This is a genomic window from Shinella sp. GW821-FHT11G07 (assembly GCF_058808115.1).
Map to the genome: position 1 here is coordinate 100,263 of NZ_JBXARJ010000007.1, position 23,840 is coordinate 124,102.

Annotated in this window: 21 protein-coding genes; 9 read left to right on the forward strand and 12 right to left on the reverse strand. The window is 64.2% G+C overall.

The features are described 5' to 3' along the window. Positions 1 to 4: 4 nt before the first annotated feature. The 6 genes from dapA to AC1RT2_RS15235 are packed head-to-tail and all read left to right on the forward strand — an operon-like array spanning position 5 to position 6,238. A complete protein-coding gene (gene dapA / locus AC1RT2_RS15210) occupies positions 5 to 880 on the forward strand; it encodes a 4-hydroxy-tetrahydrodipicolinate synthase (protein ID WP_493103108.1) in 876 nt (291 codons plus the stop codon). Positions 881 to 933: 53 nt separating this feature from the next. After that, the gene (locus AC1RT2_RS15215) at positions 934 to 2,172 is read left to right on the forward strand and encodes an NAD(P)/FAD-dependent oxidoreductase (protein WP_493103110.1); all 1,239 of its coding nucleotides are present in this window, start codon (positions 934 to 936) and stop codon (positions 2,170 to 2,172) included. 11 nt (positions 2,173 to 2,183) lie between these two features. Further along, positions 2,184 to 3,659: an aldehyde dehydrogenase family protein gene (locus tag AC1RT2_RS15220; protein WP_493103112.1), complete on the forward strand. Its 1,476-nt coding sequence runs from the start codon at positions 2,184 to 2,186 to the stop codon at positions 3,657 to 3,659. An 11-nt stretch (positions 3,660 to 3,670) separates the two neighbouring features. Then, on the forward strand, positions 3,671 to 4,702 hold the full coding sequence (locus AC1RT2_RS15225) for a proline racemase family protein (protein WP_493103114.1): 1,032 nt from the start codon (positions 3,671 to 3,673) through the stop codon (positions 4,700 to 4,702). Between the two features lie 4 nt (positions 4,703 to 4,706). Continuing rightward, the gene (locus tag AC1RT2_RS15230) at positions 4,707 to 5,465 is read left to right on the forward strand and encodes an SDR family NAD(P)-dependent oxidoreductase (protein WP_069062156.1); all 759 of its coding nucleotides are present in this window, start codon (positions 4,707 to 4,709) and stop codon (positions 5,463 to 5,465) included. 17 nt (positions 5,466 to 5,482) lie between these two features. Continuing rightward, positions 5,483 to 6,238 (forward strand): SDR family NAD(P)-dependent oxidoreductase, encoded by a 756-nt coding sequence (locus AC1RT2_RS15235; RefSeq protein WP_493103116.1) that lies wholly within the window; start codon positions 5,483 to 5,485, stop codon positions 6,236 to 6,238. Between the two features lie 24 nt (positions 6,239 to 6,262). On the opposite strand, the gene ligD is transcribed toward AC1RT2_RS15235, so the two are convergent. The 3 genes from ligD to AC1RT2_RS15250 form a co-directional block, all read right to left on the reverse strand. Further along, complete coding sequence (gene ligD, locus AC1RT2_RS15240) at positions 6,263 to 7,342, reverse strand: non-homologous end-joining DNA ligase (protein WP_493103118.1); 1,080 nt, start codon at positions 7,340 to 7,342, stop codon at positions 6,263 to 6,265. Between the two features lie 187 nt (positions 7,343 to 7,529). Then, on the reverse strand, positions 7,530 to 8,888 hold the full coding sequence (locus AC1RT2_RS15245; RefSeq protein ID WP_493103120.1) for a sigma-54-dependent transcriptional regulator: 1,359 nt from the start codon (positions 8,886 to 8,888) through the stop codon (positions 7,530 to 7,532). Then, positions 8,885 to 10,723, reverse strand: coding sequence for a sensor histidine kinase (locus AC1RT2_RS15250; protein ID WP_493103122.1), 1,839 nt, complete (start codon positions 10,721 to 10,723; stop codon positions 8,885 to 8,887). The genes AC1RT2_RS15245 and AC1RT2_RS15250 overlap by 4 nt, the downstream gene beginning before the upstream one ends. A 221-nt stretch (positions 10,724 to 10,944) precedes the next feature. On the opposite strand from AC1RT2_RS15250, the gene AC1RT2_RS15255 reads away from it, so the two are divergent. Continuing rightward, entirely contained in the window at positions 10,945 to 12,276 is a 1,332-nt protein-coding gene (locus AC1RT2_RS15255; protein WP_493103124.1) for a dicarboxylate/amino acid:cation symporter, read from the forward strand. An 87-nt stretch (positions 12,277 to 12,363) separates the two neighbouring features. On the opposite strand, the gene AC1RT2_RS15260 is transcribed toward AC1RT2_RS15255, so the two are convergent. From AC1RT2_RS15260 to AC1RT2_RS15300, 9 genes are all read right to left on the reverse strand, one after another. Continuing rightward, on the reverse strand, positions 12,364 to 14,328 hold the full coding sequence (locus AC1RT2_RS15260; RefSeq protein ID WP_493103126.1) for a 3-hydroxyacyl-CoA dehydrogenase NAD-binding domain-containing protein: 1,965 nt from the start codon (positions 14,326 to 14,328) through the stop codon (positions 12,364 to 12,366). 11 nt (positions 14,329 to 14,339) lie between these two features. Further along, positions 14,340 to 14,735 carry a RidA family protein gene (locus AC1RT2_RS15265; protein WP_444801251.1) on the reverse strand — a complete coding sequence of 132 codons (396 nt, stop codon included), beginning with the start codon at positions 14,733 to 14,735 and terminating at the stop codon, positions 14,340 to 14,342. Next, positions 14,713 to 15,141 (reverse strand): acyl-CoA thioesterase, encoded by a 429-nt coding sequence (locus tag AC1RT2_RS15270; RefSeq protein WP_069062148.1) that lies wholly within the window; start codon positions 15,139 to 15,141, stop codon positions 14,713 to 14,715. The genes AC1RT2_RS15265 and AC1RT2_RS15270 overlap by 23 nt, the downstream gene beginning before the upstream one ends. A gap of 13 nt (positions 15,142 to 15,154) precedes the next feature. Beyond that, positions 15,155 to 16,342 (reverse strand): acyl-CoA dehydrogenase family protein, encoded by a 1,188-nt coding sequence (locus tag AC1RT2_RS15275; RefSeq protein WP_493103129.1) that lies wholly within the window; start codon positions 16,340 to 16,342, stop codon positions 15,155 to 15,157. Positions 16,343 to 16,344: 2 nt separating this feature from the next. Then, complete coding sequence (locus AC1RT2_RS15280; RefSeq protein ID WP_493103131.1) at positions 16,345 to 17,187, reverse strand: enoyl-CoA hydratase family protein; 843 nt, start codon at positions 17,185 to 17,187, stop codon at positions 16,345 to 16,347. 11 nt (positions 17,188 to 17,198) lie between these two features. Continuing rightward, on the reverse strand, positions 17,199 to 17,969 hold the full coding sequence (locus tag AC1RT2_RS15285; RefSeq protein WP_493103133.1) for an SDR family NAD(P)-dependent oxidoreductase: 771 nt from the start codon (positions 17,967 to 17,969) through the stop codon (positions 17,199 to 17,201). After that, entirely contained in the window at positions 17,966 to 20,287 is a 2,322-nt protein-coding gene (locus AC1RT2_RS15290) for a bifunctional salicylyl-CoA 5-hydroxylase/oxidoreductase (protein WP_493103135.1), read from the reverse strand. Before AC1RT2_RS15290 ends, AC1RT2_RS15285 begins: the two co-directional genes overlap by 4 nt. 200 nt (positions 20,288 to 20,487) lie before the next feature. After that, positions 20,488 to 21,012, reverse strand: coding sequence for a MarR family winged helix-turn-helix transcriptional regulator (locus AC1RT2_RS15295; protein ID WP_493103137.1), 525 nt, complete (start codon positions 21,010 to 21,012; stop codon positions 20,488 to 20,490). A gap of 78 nt (positions 21,013 to 21,090) precedes the next feature. Beyond that, the gene (locus AC1RT2_RS15300) at positions 21,091 to 21,852 is read right to left on the reverse strand and encodes a GntR family transcriptional regulator (protein ID WP_493103139.1); all 762 of its coding nucleotides are present in this window, start codon (positions 21,850 to 21,852) and stop codon (positions 21,091 to 21,093) included. Between the two features lie 159 nt (positions 21,853 to 22,011). Here AC1RT2_RS15300 and AC1RT2_RS15305 point away from each other — a divergent pair, with 159 nt between their 5' ends. Together AC1RT2_RS15305 and AC1RT2_RS15310 are read left to right on the forward strand one after the other, a co-directional pair. Then, positions 22,012 to 22,998: an ABC transporter substrate-binding protein gene (locus tag AC1RT2_RS15305; protein ID WP_493103141.1), complete on the forward strand. Its 987-nt coding sequence runs from the start codon at positions 22,012 to 22,014 to the stop codon at positions 22,996 to 22,998. A gap of 58 nt (positions 22,999 to 23,056) precedes the next feature. Next, positions 23,057 to 23,836: an ABC transporter ATP-binding protein gene (locus tag AC1RT2_RS15310; protein WP_069062140.1), complete on the forward strand. Its 780-nt coding sequence runs from the start codon at positions 23,057 to 23,059 to the stop codon at positions 23,834 to 23,836. The last annotated feature ends 4 nt before the right edge of the window (positions 23,837 to 23,840 follow it).

Sequence of the window (23,840 nt, forward strand, 5' to 3'; positions counted from 1 at the left end):
GACCATGAAACTGTCCGGCGTCATGCCCGCCCTCATCACCCCCTTCGACGCCAACAACCGGGTCGATTTCAAAGCATTCGAGAAGCATCTTGCCAGCCTGCGCGCTGCCGGCGTCACCGGCTGGGTGCCGATGGGCTCGACGGGCGAATACTTTTCGCTGTCGAACGAAGAGCGCGAGGACGTGCTGACATTCGTCAAGGATTTCGCCATCGAGGGCGAGACGCTGATCGCCGGCACCAACGCACCAGCCACCCGCGAGGTCATCGAGAACACGCTGCGCGCCCGAGAAATCGGCTACGACACAGTGCTGCTCGCCACGCCCTTCTACACACGCCCGACGCAGGAAGAGCTGCTTGCCCATTACCGCGCCGTGCTCGATGCCACCGACATCAATCTCATCATGTACAATTACCCGCCGAAAGACGGCGTAGAAATCGGCTTCGATCTGATGGATGCACTCGCCGACGACCCGCGCGTCATCGGCATCAAGGAGAGCTCGGGCGTGCTGCAGCGCGCCGTCGATATCCATGCCCGCTACAACGGCCGTATCGATCTCATCTCCGGCTCGGACGATATCGCGCTCGACTTCATGTTCTGGGGCGCCGATTGCTGGATCTGCGGCCCGGCCAACTGCATGGCGGACGCCTGCGTCGAACTCGACAGGACCTTCCGTTCGGGTGACCTTGCGAAGGCACGGGCGAAGATGACGGTGCTCTACCGCGCCATGAACATCCTGGAGAGTGGGAAGTTCGTGCAGAAGATCAAATATGGCTGCGAGCTCCAGGGCACGCTGGTCGGCACCTGCCGTGCGCCGCTCGGCGAACTGACCGAGCAGGAAAAGGCCGATTTCCGCGCGGCCATCGCGCCGATCCTCAACTGACAAGACTGAGCCGGAGGCCATCGCCTCCGGCACCCCTTCGCAGGAGCATATCCGTGTCATCCATCGCCGTCGTCGGCGCCGGCATCATCGGCACCACCATCGCCTATGCCCTCCAGCGCCGCGGTTTCTCCGTGACGCTGGTCGACCGCGATGCGCCCGGCACGGGCGCCTCCTACGGCAATATGGCGAGCATCGCAGTCACCGAGTTCATGCCCGCCTCGCGTCCCGGTGTCTGGGCGCAGATGCCGAAATGGCTGCTCGACCCCGAGGGGCCGGTGCGCATCCGTCCCGCCTATATGCCGAAGCTCGTGCCGTGGTTCCTGCGTTTCCTTTCGGCCAGCCGGCCCTCCAGGCTGCGCAAACTTGAAGCGGCGGGTGCGGCGCTGTGTTGCCGCGTCCATGAGGATCTCGATGCCCTGTTGAAGGAGACCGGCCTCACCGGGATGCTAAGTGCTGAAGGTTGCCTCAGTCTCTATGCCGACGAGGCGGAATTCCACGCCGATCGCGAACACATCGAAATCCTCGAACGCTTCGGCTTCCGCCACGACGTCCTCGGCGGCAATGCCATCCGCGATCTCGAACCGGCCTTGACGACGAAGATCGCCAAGGCCGTGCGCTTTCCCGACAATCGCTCCATCGCCGATCCCTACAAGCTGGTGATGGCGCTTGCGGCACAGTTCCAGGCCCTGGGCGGCGTGATTCAAACCGGCGACGTTGCCGGCTTCGAGGAATATGACGGGAGCGTTTCGGCTCTGAGGCTGGCCGATGGCCGCCGTCTTGCTGCCGATCGTGTCGTGCTGGCGGCCGGCGCCTTTACCGGCCGCCTGTCGAAACTGCTCGGCGAGCCGATCCCGCTCGAGACCGAGCGCGGCTATCACACGCAGATCATGGCGCCCAGCATTTCCATGCGCCACTCGATCATCTGGCCCGCCCGCGCCTTCATGGTAACGCCGACGGCGGGCGGCATCCGCGTCGGCGGCACGGTGGAGATGGCTGGCCTCGATGCCCCCCCGGATTACCGCCGCGCCAAAATATTGGTGAAGCGCGCGAAGGAAGCGCTGCCGGATCTCAAGGCCGACCAGACCACCGAATGGATGGGCCATCGCCCGGCGCTGCCGGATACGGTGCCGGTCATCGGCCCCTCGGCAAAGCGCAGGAACGTCTTGTATGCTACCGGCCACGGCCATCTTGGCCTCACCTATGCCGCCACGACCGGCCGGCTGATCGCCGACCTCGTGACGGGCGCCGCACCGCCCATCGATCTCAAACCCTACCGCGTCGACCGTTTCTGAAAGGACTACCCATGCGAAGCGAACTCTATATCGACGGGACGTGGAAGCCGTCTTCCGACGGCAAGACCCTTGAGGTGATCAACCCGGCGACGGAAGAGGTGATCCACCATATCGCCGCCGCCACGGCCGAGGATGTCGACACAGCCGTCAAGGCCGCCCGCCGGGCCTTCGACAAGGACGGCTGGCCGCAGACATCAGGTGCCGAGCGCGCAAAATACCTGCGCGCCATCGCCGCCGGCATCCGCGCCAGGCAGACCGAGATCGCCCGCCTCGAAGTCATCGACAACGGCAAGCCTTTCCCGGAAGCCGACTGGGATATCGCCGATGCTGCCGGCTGCTTTGACTTCTATGCCGACCTCGCCGAGCAGCTCGACACCAATCCGGAAGAACCCATTGCGCTTCCCGACGATCGCTTTACGTCCAAGGCAGTGCGTGAGCCGATCGGTGTCGCCGGCGCCATTATCCCATGGAACTACCCGCTGCTGATGGCGTCATGGAAGGTTGCCCCGGCGCTCGCTGCCGGCTGCACCGTGGTGCTGAAGCCCGCTGAAATCACTTCGCTGACCGCGCTGGAACTCGCGGACATCGCCGACGAGGCCAGCCTGCCGCCCGGCGTGCTCAACATCGTCACCGGTGCGGGCTCCATTACCGGACAGGCGATCATCGATCACAGCCAGGTCGACAAGCTCGCCTTCACCGGTTCCGGCCCGGTCGGCTCGAAGATCATGGCCGCCGCGGCCCGCGACATCAAGCGCATAAGCCTCGAACTCGGCGGCAAGTCGCCCTTTGTCGTCTTCGATGACAGCGATATCGAAAAGGCCGTGGAATGGATCTTCTTCGGCATCTTCTGGAACCAGGGCCAGGTCTGCTCCGCCACCTCGCGCGTGCTGGTGCAGCAAGGCATCTACGACCGACTGCTGGCGCGGTTGATCGAGGAGACGAGCCGCATCCGCATCGGCAGCGGCCTTGAGGACGGCGTGCTGCTCGGCCCGCTCGTCTCGAAGAAACAGTACGAACAGGTCCTTGCCGCCATCGCGGCAGCGAAGTCCGCGGGTGCAACAATCGCCTGTGGCGGCACCCGGCCGGAAGGCTTCGACAAGGGCTATTACCTGCGCCCGACCATTCTGACCGACGTGCCGCTCGACAGCGCCGCCTGGAGGGAAGAGATTTTTGGCCCCGTCGTCTGCCTGCGCCCCTTCACGTCGGAAGAGGAGGCCATCGCACTCGCCAACGACAGCCGCTTCGGCCTCGCCGCCGCCGTCATGTCGGCGGACGATGCGCGTGCCGAGCGCGTGGCGAAAGCCTTCCGCGCCGGTATCGTCTGGATCAACTGCTCCCAGCCGACCTTCACCGAAGCGCCCTGGGGCGGCTACAAGGAATCCGGCATCGGTCGCGAGCTCGGCCGCTGGGGTCTCGACAACTATCTGGAGACCAAACAGATCACGAAATATGTGAGCGAAGATCCCTGGGGCTGGTACATCAAGTAAGGACCGGCGCCATGCACTTCGAAAAATCTCTCGACCTGCTGCTCGTCCACTGCCAGGGCGAGCTCGGCCATGTGCTGATGGGCGGCGCACCGGAGATTCCCGGCGCCACGATGCTCGACAAGATGAACCATATCAACACGGTGGACGACAGCCTCCGCCGCTTCGTCACCTTCGAGCCGCGCGCCCATGTTGCCCAGTCGGTGAACCTCATCGTTGCGCCGACGCGGGACGATGCGGATGCCGGCTTCATCGTGCTGCAGGCCGATCGGGCGCATCCGATGTCCGGCAGCAATTGCATCTGCGTCGTCACGGCGCTTCTCGAAAGCGGCCGGATAGCGATGCGCGAGCCGGAGACCATGGTTCGCCTCGATACGCCGGCCGGCCTGATCGTGGCGCGGGCGCGCTGTGACGGCGGACGTTGCCTTTCCGTCAGCCTCGACAACGTGCCGAGTTTTGCCGAGGTTCTGGACCACACCATCGATACACCCTGGGGCCGCATCACCGTCGATATCGCTTTCGGCGGTGTCTATTATGCGCTGGTGGACGTCGGTCAGGTCGGTCTCGCCATCGCGCCGGACAACGCCCGGGCGCTCGCCGAAGCCGGTATCGAACTGAAGCGGGTTCTCGCCGATCAGGTGAAGGTGCGGCACCCGACGCTGACCGGTGTCGATGAGATCGCCTATGTCATGTTCCGCGACCGCGAGCCTGACGGCGCGATCCGCACCTGCACCACGCTCCAGCCAGGCCGTGTCGACCGGTCACCTTGCGGCACGGGAAGCTCCGCCAATCTCGCCGCGCTGTTTGCCCGCGGCGAGGTGTCGGTGGGCGATGCCCGCATCTCCCGCTCCATCATCGGCGGAGAATTTCTGGCCGAGGCGATCGGCGAGACGGAGATCGGCGGGCGCCGCGCTGTGCTGCCGCGCATCACCGGCCGCGGCTATGTCTATGGCCGCTCGCACCTGCGTCTCGACCCCGACGATCCTTTCGCCGCCGGTTTCGCGCTGTCGGATACGTGGGGGCCGCAGGTCGGTCTGTTGAGGTAGAACCATGGAAAAGCCATTGCAGGGACAGACCGTTCTTGTCACCGGCGCATCGGGCGGCATCGGCGCCGCCATCGTCGAACGGCTGGCAGCGGAGGGCGCCCGGCCGATCATTCACTACGGACGGGATAGGGCGGGTGCCGAGGCGCTCCTTGCCCGCATCAACGGCAACGGCTTGCTGGTGCAGGCCGATCTTTCCGCGGCTGACGGCCCGTTTGCGCTTTTGCGGGAAGCGTTCGCTGCCGCCGGGCGTATTCATGGCCTCGTCAACAATGCCGGTATCCGCACGGAGATTTCCATCGACGCTTCGCCGGAGGACTGGAAAGCCGCGTGGCAAAGGGAGTTCCAGATCAATTTCTTCGCCGCCGCCGATCTCTGCAAGGAAGCCATCCGCCACTTTAAGGCGACGGGCGGCGGGCGCATCGTCAATATGGCGAGCCGTGCCGGACAGCGCGGCTATGCGGCCGACGCCATGCCTTATGGTGCGACCAAGGCGGCCCTGGTGAACCTCACGAAATCCATCGCCCGCAGTTTCGGCGCAGATGGCGTCACAGCCGTCGCCATCGCGCCCGGTTGGGTGCGCACCGACATGGCAGAAGACTTCATCGCCAAACATGGCAAGCAGGCAGCGGTCGCGGACATCCCCGTCGGCGAGATGGCGTCGCCTGCCGATGTGGCCGAACTCGTCGCCTTCGTACTGCGCCCCTCGCAGGCCTCGTTGAACGGCGCGACGCTCGACGTCAACGGCGGCAGCTATATCCGGTAATATCAGGAGGATTTTCCATGAAGCGTTTCGAGAACAAGGTCGCGGTCGTCACGGGTGCCGGCGGCGGCATCGGCTCGGCGATTGCGCGACGGCTGGCCGCCGAGGGCGCGCTGGTGGTGGTGACGGATGTCAACGGCGAGGCCGCGGCGACTGTGGTGCAGGACATCGCGGATGACCATGGCCGAGCAGTGGCGATTGCTGCGGATATTGCCAGGAAGGACGCGTGCTTCGGCCTTATCGAAGAGGTTTTTGCGCTCGAAGGCCGGATCGACGTGCTGGTCAACAATGCCGGCATCAACCGGCGCGGCAATCTTCTTTCGCTGTCGGACGAGGACTGGGCGACGAGTTTCACCGTCAACCTGGATTCGATGTTCCACCTCTGCCGCGCCGTGTTGCCGCACATGATCGCTGCCGGCGGCGGCGCGATCGTCAACACCGCCTCGCAATGGGGCCTCTATCCCGCGCCGAACCACATCGCCTACAACACGACCAAGGCGGCGGTCGCCGCCTTCACGCAGAATCTCGCCCGCGACTATGCGCCGGACAAGGTGCGCGTCAACGCCGTCTGCCCCGGCGAGATTCACACGCCGATGCTCGAGGCCGGCGTCAAACGCTCCGGTCGCACCATCGCCGATCTCGACAGGCTCGTTCCCTTCGGCCGCATCGGCAAGCCGGAAGAGGTCGCGGCCCTCGTCGCCTTCCTTGCGTCCGAAGAGGCCGCGTTCATGTGCGGCTCATTGGTGGAGATCACCGGGGCGCAGGCTGTCGCTTGAGGGATTGGCGCCATTGCGAGGGAACTAAACCGCAGCGATCGGTTTGTTAGCCGGAAGCCTGGCCATATCGAATATCGCCGCATTGTCCTGGATTTCGCGCAGGCCCCTGTAAGAGGCGTGCCGCAGACTGCCGCTCCCGGTCCAGCCGCGAAACGCGATATCTGCGATCAAAGTGGGCTGCGCGAAAACGAGATTCTCACCCGTGATCGGCACCACCGGTTTCCTCGTCTTGAGCTTGTCGAGCATCTGGCGGAGAGAGGTCGCCTCCTTCGCATCAAAGCCGGCGTCGACAGCACCGACAGGGACCCAGTCAAGGCCTTCTCGCCCGGCGAGAAGGAGGCTGCCGATGCCTGATGGCGCCGATGGCGAATGTTCGTAACCGATGATGATGAAGCTTTCAGTCCGAAGGCATGCGATCTCAAGCCAGTCGCCGGTGCGGCCGGAGCGATAAGGGCGGTCACGACGCTTGGCGATGATCCCCTCGAACCCCAGTTCGCAGGCCTGCGCCAGCAGCGCGCTGCCGTTGCCAGTGGCCTGTTCAGAAAGACGGATGGCCGTGGTGCTGCGGTCCGCGGGAACAAGCGCCTCCAGAGCGTGCCGGCGGGCGGAGAGTTCCGTCTCCGTCAGATCGTGGCCATCCAGATAGAGAAGATCGACGGCATAGAAGATTGCCTCGCTCGAAGCCCGTGTACCACCGCGCCCGCCGAGCGAGCGTTGCAATGCCTCAAAGTCCGGGCATCCGTCACTATCCAGCACGACGGCCTCCCCGTCGAGGATGGCGGAAAACGTGCCGAGGTCCCGGGCCGCCGCCACAATGGAAGGGAAGCGATGTGTCCAGTCGTCACCGTCGCCTGTGATCACCCTCACACCGCTCGGATCGATATGCACGGCGATCCGGCAGCCGCCCCATTTGACTTCATAGACCCAATCCGATCCCTGCGGTGGCGATGGTTTCGAGCGGGCAAGACAGGGCTTGATCCGGTCGGGCATGGCGTCGAAGGGCAAGCTCGGCTGGTCCGGGTCGTGTTTTCGCAAGGGACGAGACTGAAGAGCGTCGCTGGACTCGTTGAGCAAGGGGACGGTCTGTCCGCGTTTGGATGTCATTCGTCGCCTCGCTCCCTGCATTCGCCACGAAGATCCTAGGCAGCGCGCTTATAGCCTTCATGACATGGTGCGCTGGAGGGCATTCGACAATGTCCCGGGGCGGTTTGAGCTTCCCGAACCGCGAATTGCAGCTGCCTGCCGGTCCAAAACCAACCGGCGGCGGCGGCAACTGTCGGGAGTGTCGTTCTCACGGGTTTTCCCCGTCGGCCTTGCTGGAAAACGCGCGTCGAACGATGCCGTGACGCTGGAGTTTGTCGTAGAAGGTCTTGCGCGGGATACCCAGCGCCGCGATCGTCTCCTGCACGTCGCCGCCATGGGCGGAGAGCGTATCCCGGATGATCTCCGCCTCCAGCCGTTCCAGCCGCTCCGGGAGCGTACCGGGGGTATCGAGCACCGGTACAGCGGGTGCGAGGGGCGTCGGCATCAGGCCCAGCACGGTGCGCTCGGCGAAATGGGACAGTTCACGCACGTTGCCGGGCCAGTCGTGATCGGCAAGATGCCGGAGGACGGCGGCGGAAAGGAGTGGCGCTTCACGCTGAAAACGTCGTGCCGCCCGCTCGGTGAAATAGCTGAAGAGAAGCGGAATATCCTCCCGGCGTTCGCGCAGTGGCGGGATGGAAAGCGAGATGACGTTCAGACGATAGTAGAGATCCTCGCGAAAAGTCGCGCGTTGTGCCGGGTCGGCAAGGTCGACCTTCGCAGCCGCGACGATGCGGATATCGACGGGTCGCACCTCGTTAGTGCCGAGCGGCGTGACCTCGCGCATTTCGAGCACGCGCAGTAGCTGGACCTGGGTCGAAAGCGGCATGCTTTCCAGTTCGTCGAGAAAGAGCGTGCCGCCGCTCGAGTGCTCGATCCGGCCGATGCGCTTTTTCTGGGCGCCGGTGAAGGCGCCCGGTTCATGGCCGAACAGCTCGCTTTCGATCACCTGTTCCGGCAGCGCGCCGCAATTGAGGGCGACGAAATTGCCCTTGGAGCGGCGGCTCCAGCCGTGCAGCAGGCGTGCCACAACCTCCTTGCCGCTGCCCGTTTCGCCGGTCACCAGGACGTCGACATCCGTGTCGGCGATCTGGCGCAGCGTCTGGCGCAGACGGTCCATCACCGGCGTCTGGCCGATCAGTGGAAAGTCATCCTCGGCCTGCCGGGCTGCCTCCCTGAGACGGCGGTTTTCAAGGACGAGGCCGCGCTTTTCGGCGGCGCGGTGCACACATTGGATCAGCCGCTCGGCAGGGAAGGGTTTGGTGATGAAATCGTAGACGCCATCCTGGATCGCCTTGACGGCCGTCGGAATGTCGCCGTGGCCGGTGACGAGGATAACAGGAACTTCCGGGTCAAGCCCGCGGATACGTTCGAACAGCTGAAGCCCGTCCATGCCGGGCATGCGAATATCGGAAACGATCACGCCGGCGAAAGTCCGGTCGATGCGCGCGAGCGCGTCGGTGGCGGCGCCGAAGGGCGTGACGTCGAAGCCGGCCAACTCCAGCGTCTGGGCCGTCGCGTGCAAAAGCTGCCGGTCGTCGTCGACGAGGAGGACGGGCGTCGTCATGGCAGAACCTTTCGCAGATGGACCCTGAAGCAGGCCCCGTCCCCATCCGTCTCGACCTCAAGCCGTCCGCCATAATCGGAGACGATGTCCTTGGCGATGACGAGGCCGAGCCCAAGGCCCTTTTCCTTGGAGGTGTTGAAGGGTTCGAAGAGTGATCCCAGAATGGCCGACGAAATGCCGGGTCCGTTGTCGGCTACCGAAATGGCGACGTCTCCATCGGTGACCGCGATGGAAACGTCCACCCGCCCATCCGCCCTGTCCGCGACGGCTTCCAGCGCGTTCTGGAAGAGATTGATGAACACCTGTTCGAGCCTGAGCCGGTTGCCCAGGACGGCGAGATCCTGTGGCATGGGGGCAATGATCAGACGTTCGAGGCGGCCGGTGAAGCGGCTGCGCAGCAGCATGATGGCGCCGTCGATGACCTCCTGCAGCACGACCGGTTCCTCACCGGAGCGGCCCTTGCGGGCAAGCGCCTTCAGGTCCTCGGTGATCGTCGCGATCCGGTCCGTGAGGTCGGCAATAAGGCCGAGGTTTTCGAGCACCGGCTCGGGTTTGCTGCGGGCCAAAAAGACCTTAGAATTGTCGGCATAGGCGCGGATGGTAGCGAGCGGCTGGTTGATCTCATGCGCGACGCCGGCGGCGACCTGGCCGAGAATGGCCAGCCTGTTGGCCTGCACGAGATCCTGCTGCACGGATTGCAGTTTCGTTTCGGTTTCCCGATGCTCGGCGATTTCGACTTGCAGGCGGTCGCGCGCAAGGCTGAGGTCCATGGTGCGCTCGATAACGCGGCGCTCCAGTTCGTCGCGGGCCGCCTGGGCTCGGGCGGCGTTGGCAAGCGATGTCTGGCGACGGCGCAGCCAGATCGCCGCCGCAATCGTGATCGCGCCGATGGCAATAAGGGCGAGGAGCTGTGCCTCCCGCATGCCGGCGGTAACCGTGCCGGCGACCGGTACGAGATATTCGAATTGCCACGGCGTCGAGACGACCGGCGCAGTGATGCGCAAATAGGTTTCCGCGCCGCCGCCTGGCTGCACGGCGCGAAGCAGGCCGTCCGCGGACCTCTCGAAGGGCAGCGGCGTGAGTGGCGCTTCCCCGAATTGCAGGCTCTCACGAATGGCGGCAAGGTTTTCCGCCGGCAACGGTTCGGTCGTCATAAAACGCCAGGAGGGGATGCTGGTAATCAGCACCACATGATCTGCATCGACGATGTAGGACGGGCGCTGCGTCTCGTGCCAGTCGCGCTCGAGCTGGTCGAACTCCATCTTGACGACGACGACGCCAAGCGGAGCTGCGGCCGGGCCGATCCGGTGCGAGATATAGAGGCCGGGCCGTTTGCTGACCGAGCCGAGCGCAAAATGCTCGGCCGTGCCGTCCTTCATCGCACGCGAGAAATAGGCACGAAACGAATAGTCGTTGCCGACGAAACTCGTCGGTTCGCGCCAGTTGCTCGCCGAAATCGCGACACCCTTCGTGTCGATGACATAGATCACCGCAGCACTGGTGCCGACCACCAGCTCTTCCAACTTGCGATCGAGAAAGGCACGCCGGGCAGGATCGGGCCCGGCCAGTGCCTCGGTGACGTCCCGATCGCGTGACAGCAGGAAGGGGAGTGCGCGCGGGCGTTCCAGCACGGCGCGCAGAAGCGCGACCTTGAGACCGGCATCGGCGTGCCCCTGTTCCTCCAGCGCCGAAAGCGCGGAGGACCGGCCATAGATGCCGGCCGCATAGAGCGCTGCAATCGCGATCGAAAGGAGAGCAAGGGCGAAAACGATCCACTGCCGCCGTGCCGCGCGGGAAAGATCTGCCGCTGTGCGGGTCGGTGAGGGCGCCTCCATTTGTGATTTTGAGCATAAAGCCGCACGAGACTCAATGCGCCCTGTGCGGAAATTCGCACAGGGCGCGAGGATGCTTTCGCGCGTTGAAAAAATAACCAATTTTTTACAAAGGCTTATCCTGCGCTTCGCAACTTGGCACGCCCCTTGCTGAACATGTTTCAGTTTCAGCAAGTCACCCCGGGAAGAGCCGGTTTCCGGTTGGGGTGCGAACGGAGGAAGCCATGCACATTTCGTCTGTCGACACGCAACCGCGTGCTCCCCTGCCATTCTACCGCCACCTCTATTTTCAGGTGATCGTCGCCATCGTCGCCGGCATGCTGCTCGGCCATTATTATCCGGAATTCGGTGCCAGCCTGAAACCGTTCGGCGATGCCTTCATCAAGCTCGTCAAGATGATCATCGCGCCGGTGATCTTCCTGACTGTTGCCACCGGCATTGCCGGCATGTCGGACCTGAAGAAGGTCGGCCGCGTCGCCGGCAAGGCGATGATCTACTTCCTCACCTTCTCAACGCTGGCGCTGGCCATCGGCATGCTGGTCGCCAATGTGGTGCAGCCGGGCGCCGGCATGCACATCGATCCCGCCTCGCTCGATGCCAATGCGGTGGCGACCTATACGAGCAAGGCGCATGAATCGACCATCACCGGCTTCCTGATGAACATCATTCCGCAGACCATCGTCGGTGCCTTCGCGGAGGGCGACATCCTGCAGGTGCTGTTCTTCTCGGTGCTGTTCGGCATCGCGCTCGGCATGGTCGGCGAACAGGGTAAGCCTGTCGTCGATTTCCTTCAGGCGCTGACGAGCCCGATCTTCCGCCTGGTCGCCATCCTGATGAAGGCGGCCCCGATCGGCGCCTTCGGCGCCATGGCTTTCACCATCGGCAAATACGGCATCGGCTCGGTCGCCAACCTCGCCTTCCTGATCGCCACCTTCTACATCACCTCGCTCCTCTTCGTCTTCGTGGTGCTGGGCGCCGTCGCCAGATACAACGGCTTCTCGATCCTGGCGCTCATCCGCTACATCAAGGAGGAGCTGCTGCTCGTTCTCGGCACCTCGTCCTCCGAAGCGGCGCTGCCGGGCTTGATGCAGAAAATGGAAAAGGCCGGCTGCAAGCGCTCGGTCGTCGGCCTCGTCATTCCGACCGGCTATTCGTTCAACCTCGACGGCACCAATATCTACATGACGCTCGCAGCCCTCTTCATCGCACAGGCGGTCGATATTCCGCTGTCGTTCGGTGATCAGCTGCTCCTTCTGCTCGTCGCCATGCTGAGTTCAAAGGGTGCCGCCGGCATCACCGGCGCCGGCTTCATCACGCTTGCCGCCACGCTCTCGGTCGTGCCCTCCGTGCCGGTTGCCGGCATGGCGCTGATCCTCGGCATCGATCGTTTCATGTCGGAATGCCGCGCTCTGACCAACTTTGTTGGCAATGCCGTCGCCACCATCGTCGTCGCCCGCTGGGAAAACGAACTGGATGAGGCGAAGCTGAAGGAAGTGCTGAGCGGCACCGCGCCGGAAACGCTGATCGGGGAAACCGCTCTCCAGCCGGCCGAGTGATCGTCCAGCAACGGGATCAATTCGGAGGCGCCGCTCTTTCAGCGGCGCCTCTTTTTATGTTTGCCCACATCAGCCACCGCTGGATTTCTAGCTCTCTTGCGCGGCGAACATCGGTCCGCCCTTGTGGGCGGGAAAGCCGTAGCCGTTGATCATGACCAGATCGATATCGCCGGGCCGCGCGGCGATACCCTCGGAGAGCAGCGCCTTCCCTTCATCGACCATCGCCGTGAGGAGACGGTTCATGATCTCCGTCGCCGTGAAAGCCCGCGGAACGATGTTTTTCGCCGCCCGCGCCGCTTCGATCACCGCGGTCACCGCGGGATCGATCGTGCGCTCGCCGTTCAGGTAGACGTACCAGCCAAGGCCATTCTTGCGGCCGAGGCGTCCCGCTTCGCAGAGCCTGTCGGCGATCTCGACATAACGCTCCGCGGGATCGCGGGTTGCGGCCAGCCGTTTTCGGCGTGCCCAGGCGATTTCGAGGCCGGCCATGTCGTTGACGGCGAAAATGCCCATCGGGAAGCCATAGGCCTCAAGCGCAGAATCGATCTGGTGCGGCAGGGCGCCGTCCTCGAGCATGAACTCCGCTTCGCGGCGATAGGCGGAGAAGATGCGGTTGCCGATAAAGCCCTCGGTGACGCCGCAGACGATCGCAAGCTTGCCGAGGCGCTTGACGAAGTTGAGTGCGCTCGCCAGTACGTCGGGCGCGGTTTTCGCGCAATCGACGACTTCCACGAGCCGCATGACATTGGCGGGCGAGAAGAAGTGCAGGCCGACCACGCGGGACGGATCGGCCGTTGCGGCCGCAATCGTATCCGGATCGAGATAGCTCGTATTGGTTGCCAGAATGGCGCCCGGTGCGACGATGTCGTCGAGCCTACGGAACAGCTCTATCTTGACGGAAAGGTCATCGAAGACGGCTTCCACGACGAGATCGGCCGTCGCAAGCGCCTTCGCCTCGGCGGTCGCTTCGAGCCGGGCAAGGCACGCCTCGCGCTCGTCCGCCGTCAGGCGCCTTGATTGCACGGCCTTGGCGAAAATACCGGCGATACGCTCACGCCCAATGGCCGCGGCCTCTGGAGTCTGCTCCAGCGCGATGACGTGGTAACCGCTGGTGAGCGCCGAGACCGCAATGCCGGAGCCCATCAGCCCCGTGCCGACCACCCCGACCGTTTCGATCCGCCGCGGCGACACATCGGCGAGCGTTTCGACCTTCCCGGCGGCGCGTTCCGCAAAGAAGACGTGTCGCAGGGCCGACGATTCCTCGGAATCGCGCAAACGCAGGAATGTGGCGCGCTCCTCCGCCAAGCCCCGTTTGAGAGCGAGGTGGCCTGCCGCCTTCACGAGGCGAACAGCTTCGACGGGGGCGGACTGGCCGCGGCTTTTGGCAACGACCTTTGCCTCCGCCATATCGACAGCGGCGGCATCCACGGCGGGAACGGTGATCCTGCCGGTGCGGCGAAGCGGTCGCCCGACATTTTCACGCGCGGCTGCAATAGCGGCCGTCAGGGGGTCAGCAGCGATGGCATCGGCGAGGCCGAGCGCCACGGCTTCGTCCACCTTTGCCGTCCGTCCCGTACCGATTAGGTCGATGGCGGCAATCGTGCCGATCAGGCGCGGCAGCCTTTGTGTCCCGCCGGCACCCGGAACGATGCCGAGCTTTACCTCCGGCAGGCCGAACGTGGCGTTCTTGCCGGCAATGCGGCCGTGGCAGGCGAGCGCGACCTCGCAACCGCCGCCAAGGGCTGCACCGGTCACGGCGCAGACAACGGGTTTCTCGAAAGCCTCGATCTGATCGACCACGTCAGGCAGCGAGGGCGCGACCGGGGGCTTGCCGAACTCCCGGATATCCGCCCCGCCAATGAAGATGCGGCCCGTGCCCGAAATGACAAGCCCGACGACATCGCGAGCACCGGCGGCATAGTCCAGCGCCGCGACCAGCCCGGACCGGACATGCGCCGAGAGGGCGTTAACGGGCGGATTGTCGATGGCAACGACGAGAACGTCCCCCTCCAGCCGGGCGGAAACACTCTCGGAAAATCGCATCTCGGCCATTGCGGCAAGCCTCATTCGGGGATGACGGCCGTGGCCTGGATTTCGATCTTGGCGCGGTCCTCGACCAGCGCGACCACCTGCATCGCCGCCATGGCGGGATAGTGCCTGCCGATGGTTTCGCGGTAGGCCTGGCCGATGCCGCGCAGGTTGCCGAGATATTCCTGCTTGTCGGTAAAATACCAGGTCATCGTGGTGATGTGGTGGGGTTCAGCACCGCCTGCCGCGAGCACGGCGACGACATTCTTCAGCGTCTGGCGCACCTGTTCGACAAAATCGTCGGTCTCGAATTCGGAGCGTTCGTTCCAGCCGATCTGGCCGCCGACGAAAAACGTGCGGCCCGTCGCCGCCACGCCGTTGGAGTAGCCGATGGGCTTTGCCCAGCCTTCAGGTTGCAGGATGGTGTGCATGGGGCGTCTCCAGATGAGATGTCAGTGCGGCGCGGATATCGTCCGGCCAGGCGAGCGAGGCGTGGGTATCAAGCGAGGTGGCGACGATGCGGTGTTTGGCGGTCCAGAGCACGATGCCCCTCGCCGATACCGTATGGTCCATGTCGAGTGACGAACGGCCGACGCCATGCACCGCGAGCGCGAAATCCAGCTCGTCGCCCTGAAAGCCCGGGCGACGGAAGGTGAGGTCGAGACGCACCGTCGGCACGCCGATGCGCAACTCGTCATTCATTGCCTTCCAGGGAAAACCGAGCGAGGCGAAAAAGTCCTCCAGCACACCGACAAGGATGTTGAGGTAGGACGGGAAGTAGGCAATCCCCGATGGGTCGCAATCCCCGAACCGCAATGGTTTTTTGATCGTGAACACGGTGGCCTCTCCTCTATCGCGTCGAGGTTTTCACCAGCTCGCGGCCGATGATGAGCTTTTGAACTTCGGTCGCACCCTCGTAGATGCGCAGCGCCCGGATCTCCCTGTAGAGCCGTTCGGTGATCTCGCCGGAGCGCACGCCGCGGCCACCAAAAAGCTGGAGCGCCTGGTCGATGACCCATTGCGCATTTTCCGTCGCCGTCATCTTCGCCATCGCGGCTTCGCGCGTCGTCGGCAGCTTCTGCACGTCGCGCTTCCAGGCGGTGCGGCAGGTGAGGAGGGCTGCGACATCAATGGCGGTCGCCATCTCGCCGAGTGTGCTTTGCGCGGTCGGCAGATCGGCCAGCGTCGCGCCGAACATCTTTCGATTTTTGGCGTGCGACACCGCTTCGTCGAGTGCCCGCCGTGCGAAACCGGTTGCGGCCGCCGCAACGGACGGGCGAAAAATGTCGAGCGTGCGCATGGCGATCTTGAAGCCTTCGCCCGGGCTGCCGAGAAGCTGCGCAGCCGGGATGCGGCAATTGTCGAAACGGATGCGCGCGAGCGGATGCGGGGCGATCGTCTTGATGCGCTCGGCAATCGTGAAGCCTGGCGTATCCGCGAAGACGACGAAAGCGGAAATACCGCGGGTGCCGGGCGCCTCGCCGGTGCGCGCGAAGACCGTGTAGACGTCGGCGATGCCGCCGTTCGAGATCCAGGTCTTTTCACCGTCGAGCACGAAGTCGTCCCCGTCGCGTCGCGCCGCACAGGCCAAAGCGGCGACATCCGATCCGGCATCGGGCTCGGACAGCGCGAAGGCGGAAATCCATTCACCGGCTGCGACCTTGGGCAGGACAAGCTCCTTTAGCGCCTGCGAACCGGAAAGGCTGATTGCGCCCGTGCCGAGCCCCTGCATGGCGAAGGCGAAATCGGCAAGACCGTCGGCATAGGCCAACGTCTCGCGCATGAGGCAAAGCGCCCGGCTGTCGATCTCCTCGCTCGCGCCGCCGAAAGCTTTTGGCACGCAGGGACGAAGAAGGCCGGCGGCACCAAGGGCTGTGACCAGTTGCCGGCAGGCGGCATCGACATCGCCGTGATCGATCTCATCGAGGCTGCCGCGGGCAACGAAGCCGTCGAGATCCGCAGCAAGGGCACGGTGGTTCTCGTCGAAGAACGGCCAATCGAGATGATCGCGGGTCGGCGCCTTGCGTTCGGAGTGCATGGTCAGTTCCCCTCGAAGACGGGCTTTGCCTTGGCGGCGAAGGCCTCGAAGGCGCGACGGAAATCGCCGGTCGCCATGCAGATCGCCTGCGCCTGCGCTTCCGCCTCGATCATCTGGTCGATACCCATCGCCCATTCCTGGTCGAGCATCTTTTTCGTCATCGCATGGGCGAACCACGGACCATCGGCGATCATGCGAGCAAACTTTTGCGCTTCGGCGAGCAGCGTGTCGCGCTCGTGCAGGGCATTGTAAAAACCCCAGGCATGACCTTCCGCCGCCGTCATGACGCGGCCGGTGAAGAGCAGCTCGGCGGCACGGCCCTGGCCGATGATGCGGGGGAGAATGCCGCAGGCGCCCATATCCGCACCGGCAAGCCCGACGCGGGTGAACAGGAACGCTGTCTTCGCCTCCGGCGTCGCGACGCGGAAATCAGCCGCCATCGCCAGAATGGCGCCGGCACCGGCGCAGATGCCGTCGACGGCCGCGATGATCGGTTGCGAGCAGGCGCGCATCTGGCGCACCAGTTCGCCGGTCATGCGCGTGAAATCGAGAAGGTCCGGCATTGCCATGCGCGTCAGCGGCTCGATGATCTCGAACACATCCCCGCCGGAGGAGAAATTGGCCCCGGCGCCGGTCAGCACGACCGCGCGGATATCGCTGGCGCGCGAAAGCGAGCGAAAGAGATCGCCAAGCTCTTCATAGCTATCGAAGGTCAACGGGTTCTTCTTGTCCGGCCGGTTGAGCGTGATCGTGGCGACGCGACCGTCGGCATCCGTTTCGAACAGGAAGTGTTTTGCCTCGTGACCCTTGAAGGGGCGTTTCTTGGCCTGCATGGGGTTCGTCATGTCGTCTATCCTCACAGAACTTCGCCGCCGGCCACCGCGATGGCCTGGCCGGTGATCGCGGTCGCCTTTTCCGAGACGAGCCAGGAAACGGTGTGGGCCACCTCGGCGGGCGTCACCAGCCGGCCCTGCGGATTGGCGCGGGCGAGGCTGGCGCGGGCGTCCTCGCGCGAGCGGCCGGTCTTCTCGCTGATCGTGTCGAGCGCGCCATCGATCAACGGCGTGTCGGTGAAACCGGGGCAAACGGCGTTGACGGTGACGTCGCTGCGCGCCAGTTCCAGTGCCAGCGCCCGCGTCAGGCCGATGACGCCATGTTTGGAGGCGCAATAGGCCGAGACATAGGCATAGCCGGTGAGGCCCGCGGTGCTGGCGACATTGACGATCCGGCCGTTTCCGGCCCGACGCACGGAGGCGAGTGCGGCCTGCGTAACCAAAAAAACGCCCGTCAGGTTGATGGAGAGAACCCGTTGCCAGAGCGCCAGGTCGGTTTTCTCGAAGGGCGCGGACGGCGCCTCGCCCGCGCAATTGACGAGCACCGCGATGTCGCCGGCTTCCGCGATCGCCGCCGCAATGCCGCGCTCGACGGCAGCGGCGTCGCTGACGTCGAAGCCATCCCGGACGAACGCCTCTCCGCCCGACGAAAGGATCTCGTCGCGCGCAGCTTCCAAGGGGGCCGCGCGCCGGCCTGCGAGGCTCACGGCATGACCATCGGCCGCGAGTGCCAGCGCGATTGCCTTGCCGATGCCGCTGCCGGCACCTGTGACGAGGGCGTGTCGTCTGCTCATGGCTTGCCCGCCGTTGTTGCCGCGCGGGCGAGGTTGCTGACATATTGCCCGCGGGCGGAATGGTACTGCTTTGGCCAGGGCTGGGCGTCATAACCGATCTTCGCCGCCTCGTGCAGGACGAAGGACGGATCCGCCAGATGCGGGCGGGCGACGGCGCAGAGGTCCGCGCGGCCGGCCGCGATGATCGAATTGGCGTGATCGGCCTCGGAAATCGCGCCGACGGCGATGGTCGGGACCTGGATTTCGTTGCGGATCTTGTCGGAGAACGGCGTCTGGAACAGGCGGCCGTAGACCGGCTTTTCCTCCTTCACCACCTGGCCGGAAGAGCAGTCGATCATGTCGGCACCGGCCTCCTTGAACATCCGGGCGAAAATAGCCGCATCCTCGGGCGTGTTGCCGCCCTCGTGCCAGTCGTTGGTCGACAGGCGCACGGAGATCGGCTTGTCCTCAGGCCAGACCTTACGGAGGGCCTGGAAAACTTCGAGCGGGAAGCGGGCTCGCGCCGCATGGTCACCGCCATACGCGTCGGTGCGCCGATTGGTCAGCGGCGACAGGAAGCTCGAGAGCAGATAACCGTGCGCGGCGTGCAGTTCGAGTATGTCGAAGCCGATGTCGCGGGCCCGCTCGGTCGCCGTCACGAAATCCGCGACGACGCGGTCCATGTCCTCACGGGTCATTTCGCGCGGCGTCTCAGAATGCGCGAGATAGGGCACGGCCGAGGCCGAGATCAGCGGCCAGCCACCGTCGGAGAGCGGCTGGTCGATGCCCGCCCAAGCCAGTTTCGTTGCGCCCTTGCGCCCGGCATGGCCGAGCTGGATGCCGATCTTGGCCGGCGTCTGGTGGTGGACGAAATCGACGATGCGTTTGAAGGCCTGTTGCTGGTCGTCGTTCCAGAGGCCGAGGCAGCCGGGCGTGATGCGGGCATCGGCCGAGACACAGGTCATTTCCGGAAAGATGAGGGCGGCACCGCCCATGGCGCGCGCGCCGAGATGCACGAGGTGAAAATCGCCCGGCACGCCATCCGTTGCCGAGTACATCGCCATCGGCGACACCACGATGCGGTTGCGCAGCGTCAGGCCACGAAGCTTGAACGGCGTGAACATCGGCGGGGGCACCGCGCCGTTTGCCGCGGGTTCCGCACCCGCCCGCTCGGCGAACCAGCGCTCGAATCCTTCGAGCCACACCTTGTCGCGCAGGCGAAGATTTTCATGGCTGATGCGCTGCGAGCGGGTCAGCATCGAATACATGAACTGCTCGGGCTCCAGCGTATCGGCATAGCGTGTGCCGACGACCTCGAACCATTCCATGGCGTTGCGCGCCGCATTCTGGATGCGGGCGACGTCGACGCGGCGCACCTCTTCATATGCCGCAAGCACGGCGGGGATGTGCGCCTTGTCGTGGCCGAGGATATCGAATTGCCGGGTCAGCTCGATTGCATCGTCGATGGCAAGCTTGGTGCCCGAGCCGATGGCAAAATGGGCGGTATGGGCGCTGTCGCCCATCAAAACGACATGGCTGTTGCCGTTGAAATGGCTCCACTTTTCGCAGATCAATCGGCCGAAATTCAGCCAGGCGGAGCCGCGCTGATGCCGCGCATTGGTCATCAGCTTGTGGCCATCCAGCGTGCCGGAAAAGAGCTTTTCGCAGAATTCGATGGACTGCTGCTGGTCCATCTGGTCGAGGCCGTGCGCCCTGTAGACGTCGTCCGTGGTCTCGACGATGAAGGTCGAGGTCGTGTCGTCGAAGCGATAGATATGCGACTGGAACCAGCCGTGTTCGGTGCGCTGGAAATCGAAGGTGAAGGCGTCGAACAGCTTGTTGGTGCCGAGCCAGATGTAGCGGTTCGGCCGCACGACCATATCGGGCTGGAAGACCTCGGCATATTTGTTGCGAAGGCGCGAATTGACGCCATCCGACGCGATGATGAGATCCGCATCGGCGAATTCCGCGTCGCTCTCCACATCGCGCTCGAACAGCAGTTCGACGCCGAGTTCAAGGCAGCGGTCCTGCAGGATGTTGAGCATCTTCCGCCGGCCGATGCCGACGAAGCCGTGGCCGGTCGTGCGGATCTTGCGGCCCTTGAAGACCAGTTCGATGTCGTCCCAATGATTGAAGGAGACCTCTATCGCCTCCGCCGTCTCGGGATCCCACTGGCGCATCGACTGCATGGTCGCATCGGAAAACACCACGCCCCAGCCGAACGTATCGAAGGCGCGGTTGCGCTCGACGACGGTGATATGATGTTCCGGGTGCTGGCGCTTCATCAGCAGCGCAAAATAGAGCCCGGCAGGCCCACCACCGATACAGACGATCCGCATGTCGTTCTCCTCCCGAGGTCCGGCTGCGCGTGTCGCTGTCAAGACGCTGTCGGGGCGCCTCGGACTGCGAGAAGCAAGGTGGACCCGTTCGAAAGAAATTTCAAGCTTAAAATTGTTTTGGGCGCACAGATGGTTTGGCCGGACGCGCCGCGTGAGAACGGCTCGCTTCAAAGGGCGTCAGAAAAGACGGAAAGGGCGTTTCAGGTGCCCTTGGCAAGCGAAGCAATGATGGAGCGCTTGAGTTTGGCAAGCTCATCCATCAGCACACCGCCATCGTTTGGTGCGAGGCCGGCGAAGAGGTCGGAAATCCAGTCGGCATGCCGGGCCGCCATCTTCTCGAATTCACCGCGGCCAAAGGGCGTGAGTGCAATGATCTGCACGCGCCGGTCGGTCGGGAGTGTCGTGCGGCTCAGATGCCCGCTTTCGGTCAGCCGCTCCACCAGAACCGTGATGTTGCCAGGCGAGACCATCATGCGCTTGGAGACCTCGCCGAGCACCATGCCATCCGGCGCGCGCTCGAGCTGGGCCATCAGGTCGAAGCGCGGCAGGGTCGAGTCGAACTCTTCCCTGAGCCGCCGCCGCACCTCGCTCTCGACCAGGGTCGAGCAGGTCAAAAGGCGCAGCCAAAGCCGAAGCTCGGCGCGGTGATCATGCGGAGCCTCAAGGACTTTGGTTTCGCCATCCAGCCAATCCGGCGCGATGTCGAACGTGTCGTCACCCGTCATTGCAAATGCCCGCTTTCTATCCCGTCACCTGTCTTTTAGAGATGTTTCCAACACTTGGACAGGCCAGACGTCGCACCGTCATTTTGACGGCTGCGCCTGCAGCGCGGGCAGGGGGCCGCCGCCGTCCTCGGATTGCGCAAAGACATTGACCGTAAAGCCGATGTGGTCGGCCATAAGCACCCGCGCCTGGTTGACGTTCCGGTCGAGTGCGGCCTCCATGAGTTCGGTGTGGTGCTCGATCGCCATGGCGTCGCGCAGCGCGGCAACAGCCTCCTCATATCCCTCGCTCCTGCCTTCGGCGGCGCGTATCGCCGGGGCAAGGCTAAGGAACCGGTGATGCCGGCGGAGCTGGTCGGAAATCGTCGCCTGGAAGCGCAGCAGCCAGGTCGACCGCGCCGCACTGATCAGCGAGGCATGGAAGGCGGTGTGCTTCTCATCCCATTCGTCGATCTCGCCTTCCGTCGCAGTCTCGACGGCGAGCTTGCAGCGCGACAGCCGGTAATGCGCAGTGACGACGGCGGACTCCCATTCGCTGCCGCCATTCTCGATCGCTTCCAAGAGAAGCGGGACCTCAACGACCAGACGAGCGCGGGTGAGATCCTCCAATTCCTCGCGCGAGACCGGCGCCACGGCAAAACCACGATTGCTGATCGCCGTGACGAGCCCCTCGGCCTCCAGCCGCGACAGCGCCTCCCGGAGCGGCGTCCAGCCGATCTCATAGCGGTCGCGCAGCGCGCTCAGCTTCATCGGCGCACCGGGTCTTAGCCGCGTCGCGAGAATGTCGCGTCGCAGAAGCCGGTAGGCGGATTCGGTTTTGGTCGATTGCTCCTGATCTTGCATCGAGTTCCCTTAACGCCTGCACCCAATGGACACAAATATATATAATCACGCGCCCACTTCAAAACTATATATATTTATTTGACAAGAAAGCGTCCCGCCGCCATGATCCTTGCAAGCCGCTGAGGAACGGCGGCCGCTTGTCGTATCTGGGAGGATTTCATGAGCAGCCTGAAAAAGAATTGGATTTCCGGATTGTTGGTCGCTGGCGCTCTCGCATGGGGTGCAGGGGTGGCGGCCGCCGAGCCGATCCGCATCGGCATCGCCAATTTCGGTGAGCACCCGCAGCTTGCCGCATCGATCGCCGGCTTCAAGAAGGCTCTGGCGGAAAACGGCTTCATCGAGGGAACCGACGTCGTCTACAGCGAGAGCCACACCAATTTCGATGCATCGCTGGTGCCGCAGATGATCGCCAAGCTCCAGGCCGAACAGCCGAAGCTGATCTACACGATCACCACCCCCGTCTCGCAGATCGCCAAGAAGGCACTCGCCGGCTCCGGCATTCCGGTCGTCTTCTCCGCCGTCACCGATCCGGTGGCCGCCAAGCTGGTGCCCTCCTGGGAGGCCGGCGACGAGGGCATGACGGGTGCGACCGACCTTCAGGACGTCGCCGCCGTGATGGAATTCACCCACAAGCTTCTGCCGAACGCCAAGCGCTTCGGCGTGCCCTACAATCCGGGCGAGGCGAACGACGCGGCGCTGCTTGAAAAGATCAAGGATGCAGCACCGGCGGCCGGCTTCGAGGTGGTCGATGTCGGCGTCGACAACGTCAACGACATCCAGCAGCGCATCGCTTCCTTCGCCGGCAAGGCCGACGTGATCTATACGCCGGCCTCCAACCTGCTCCAGCCGGCGATCGCCGCCGTTTCGGCCGCCGCACGCCAGGCACAGATCCCGATCGTCAACTCCGATGACGGTGCGGTGCGCGACGGCGTCGTTCCGGCGAGTTTTGCCGTGAACTATGAGCAGGTCGGCCTTGCCGCCGGCCGGATCGCCGCGGAAATCCTCAAGGGCAAGGACCCGAAGTCCATCGCCCCGTGGCGCCCGGCCTATGAGGACCACAAGCCGCTGATCTCGAAGAAGACGCTCGCCGCCTTCGGTCTCGAAGTGCCGGCCTCGCTCGCCGATTGTGGTTGCCTGATCGACTGATCTGCGAACCGGTGGCGGCGCGACAAGCGCCGTCACCCAACAATAAAGGGGGAAGCCAATGCTGGAAATCCGGTCAGCCCGCAAGGTATTCTACAAGGGACAGGCAGATGAGAAGACCGCGCTGAACGATCTCTCTCTGCGCCTCGAAACGGGTGAATTCGGCGTCGTCATCGGCTCGAATGGTGCCGGCAAGAGCAGCATGCTCAATGCCATTTCAGGGGCACTCGTTCTTGATACCGGCAAGGTCCTCATCAATGGCGACGATGTGACGGCCATGCCCGTGCACAAACGCGCCATCAGGCTCGCACGCGTCTTCCAGGATCCGATGAAGGGTACCGCGGCCTCGATGACGGTGGCGGAAAACATGCTGCTGGCCGATCTCCGGAGCAACAAGCGGACACTCCGCCGCGGCCTCAATCCGGCACGGCTGGCGTCCTACAAGGAGCGCCTGTCGCTGCTCGGCCTCGGGCTTGAAAACCGTCTCGATACCCGGGTGGAACTGCTTTCGGGCGGGCAGCGGCAATCGCTGTCGCTGATCATGGCGGTCGGCGGTTCGCCGGAACTGTTGCTGCTCGACGAACACACCGCGGCGCTCGATCCACGCACCGCCGATATCGTCATGCAGGCCACCATCCGCGCCGTCGAGGCCCTGAAGCTGACCACGCTGATGGTGACGCACAACATGCAGCACGCCGTGGATTTCGGCCACCGGGTCATCATGCTCGATGCCGGCCGCGTGCGCCTCGAAATCGCCGGCGGGGAGAAAACCGCGATCACGGTCCCGGACCTGATCGGCCATTTCTCCGTCAAAACCGACCGCATGTTTCTGGCGAGCTGACGAC

What these genes read in the sequence shown, in the direction of transcription:
- dapA (WP_493103108.1), top strand. Translation starts at nt 5, where the DNA reads ATGAAACTGTCCGGCGTCATGCCCGCCCTCATCACCCCCTTCGACGCC.
- AC1RT2_RS15265 (WP_444801251.1), bottom strand. Translation starts at nt 14,735, where the DNA reads ATGCACACCATCCTGCAACCTGAAGGCTGGGCAAAGCCCATCGGCTAC.
- AC1RT2_RS15235 (WP_493103116.1), top strand. Translation starts at nt 5,483, where the DNA reads ATGAAGCGTTTCGAGAACAAGGTCGCGGTCGTCACGGGTGCCGGCGGC.
- AC1RT2_RS15290 (WP_493103135.1), bottom strand. Translation starts at nt 20,287, where the DNA reads ATGCGGATCGTCTGTATCGGTGGTGGGCCTGCCGGGCTCTATTTTGCG.
- AC1RT2_RS15255 (WP_493103124.1), top strand. Translation starts at nt 10,945, where the DNA reads ATGCACATTTCGTCTGTCGACACGCAACCGCGTGCTCCCCTGCCATTC.
- AC1RT2_RS15305 (WP_493103141.1), top strand. Translation starts at nt 22,012, where the DNA reads ATGAGCAGCCTGAAAAAGAATTGGATTTCCGGATTGTTGGTCGCTGGC.
- AC1RT2_RS15225 (WP_493103114.1), top strand. Translation starts at nt 3,671, where the DNA reads ATGCACTTCGAAAAATCTCTCGACCTGCTGCTCGTCCACTGCCAGGGC.
- AC1RT2_RS15310 (WP_069062140.1), top strand. Translation starts at nt 23,057, where the DNA reads ATGCTGGAAATCCGGTCAGCCCGCAAGGTATTCTACAAGGGACAGGCA.
- AC1RT2_RS15220 (WP_493103112.1), top strand. Translation starts at nt 2,184, where the DNA reads ATGCGAAGCGAACTCTATATCGACGGGACGTGGAAGCCGTCTTCCGAC.
- AC1RT2_RS15280 (WP_493103131.1), bottom strand. Translation starts at nt 17,187, where the DNA reads ATGACGAACCCCATGCAGGCCAAGAAACGCCCCTTCAAGGGTCACGAG.
- AC1RT2_RS15245 (WP_493103120.1), bottom strand. Translation starts at nt 8,888, where the DNA reads ATGACGACGCCCGTCCTCCTCGTCGACGACGACCGGCAGCTTTTGCAC.
- AC1RT2_RS15300 (WP_493103139.1), bottom strand. Translation starts at nt 21,852, where the DNA reads ATGCAAGATCAGGAGCAATCGACCAAAACCGAATCCGCCTACCGGCTT.
- AC1RT2_RS15285 (WP_493103133.1), bottom strand. Translation starts at nt 17,969, where the DNA reads ATGAGCAGACGACACGCCCTCGTCACAGGTGCCGGCAGCGGCATCGGC.
- AC1RT2_RS15260 (WP_493103126.1), bottom strand. Translation starts at nt 14,328, where the DNA reads ATGGCCGAGATGCGATTTTCCGAGAGTGTTTCCGCCCGGCTGGAGGGG.
- AC1RT2_RS15295 (WP_493103137.1), bottom strand. Translation starts at nt 21,012, where the DNA reads ATGACGGGTGACGACACGTTCGACATCGCGCCGGATTGGCTGGATGGC.
- AC1RT2_RS15250 (WP_493103122.1), bottom strand. Translation starts at nt 10,723, where the DNA reads ATGGAGGCGCCCTCACCGACCCGCACAGCGGCAGATCTTTCCCGCGCG.
- ligD (WP_493103118.1), bottom strand. Translation starts at nt 7,342, where the DNA reads ATGACATCCAAACGCGGACAGACCGTCCCCTTGCTCAACGAGTCCAGC.
- AC1RT2_RS15275 (WP_493103129.1), bottom strand. Translation starts at nt 16,342, where the DNA reads ATGCACTCCGAACGCAAGGCGCCGACCCGCGATCATCTCGATTGGCCG.
- AC1RT2_RS15230 (WP_069062156.1), top strand. Translation starts at nt 4,707, where the DNA reads ATGGAAAAGCCATTGCAGGGACAGACCGTTCTTGTCACCGGCGCATCG.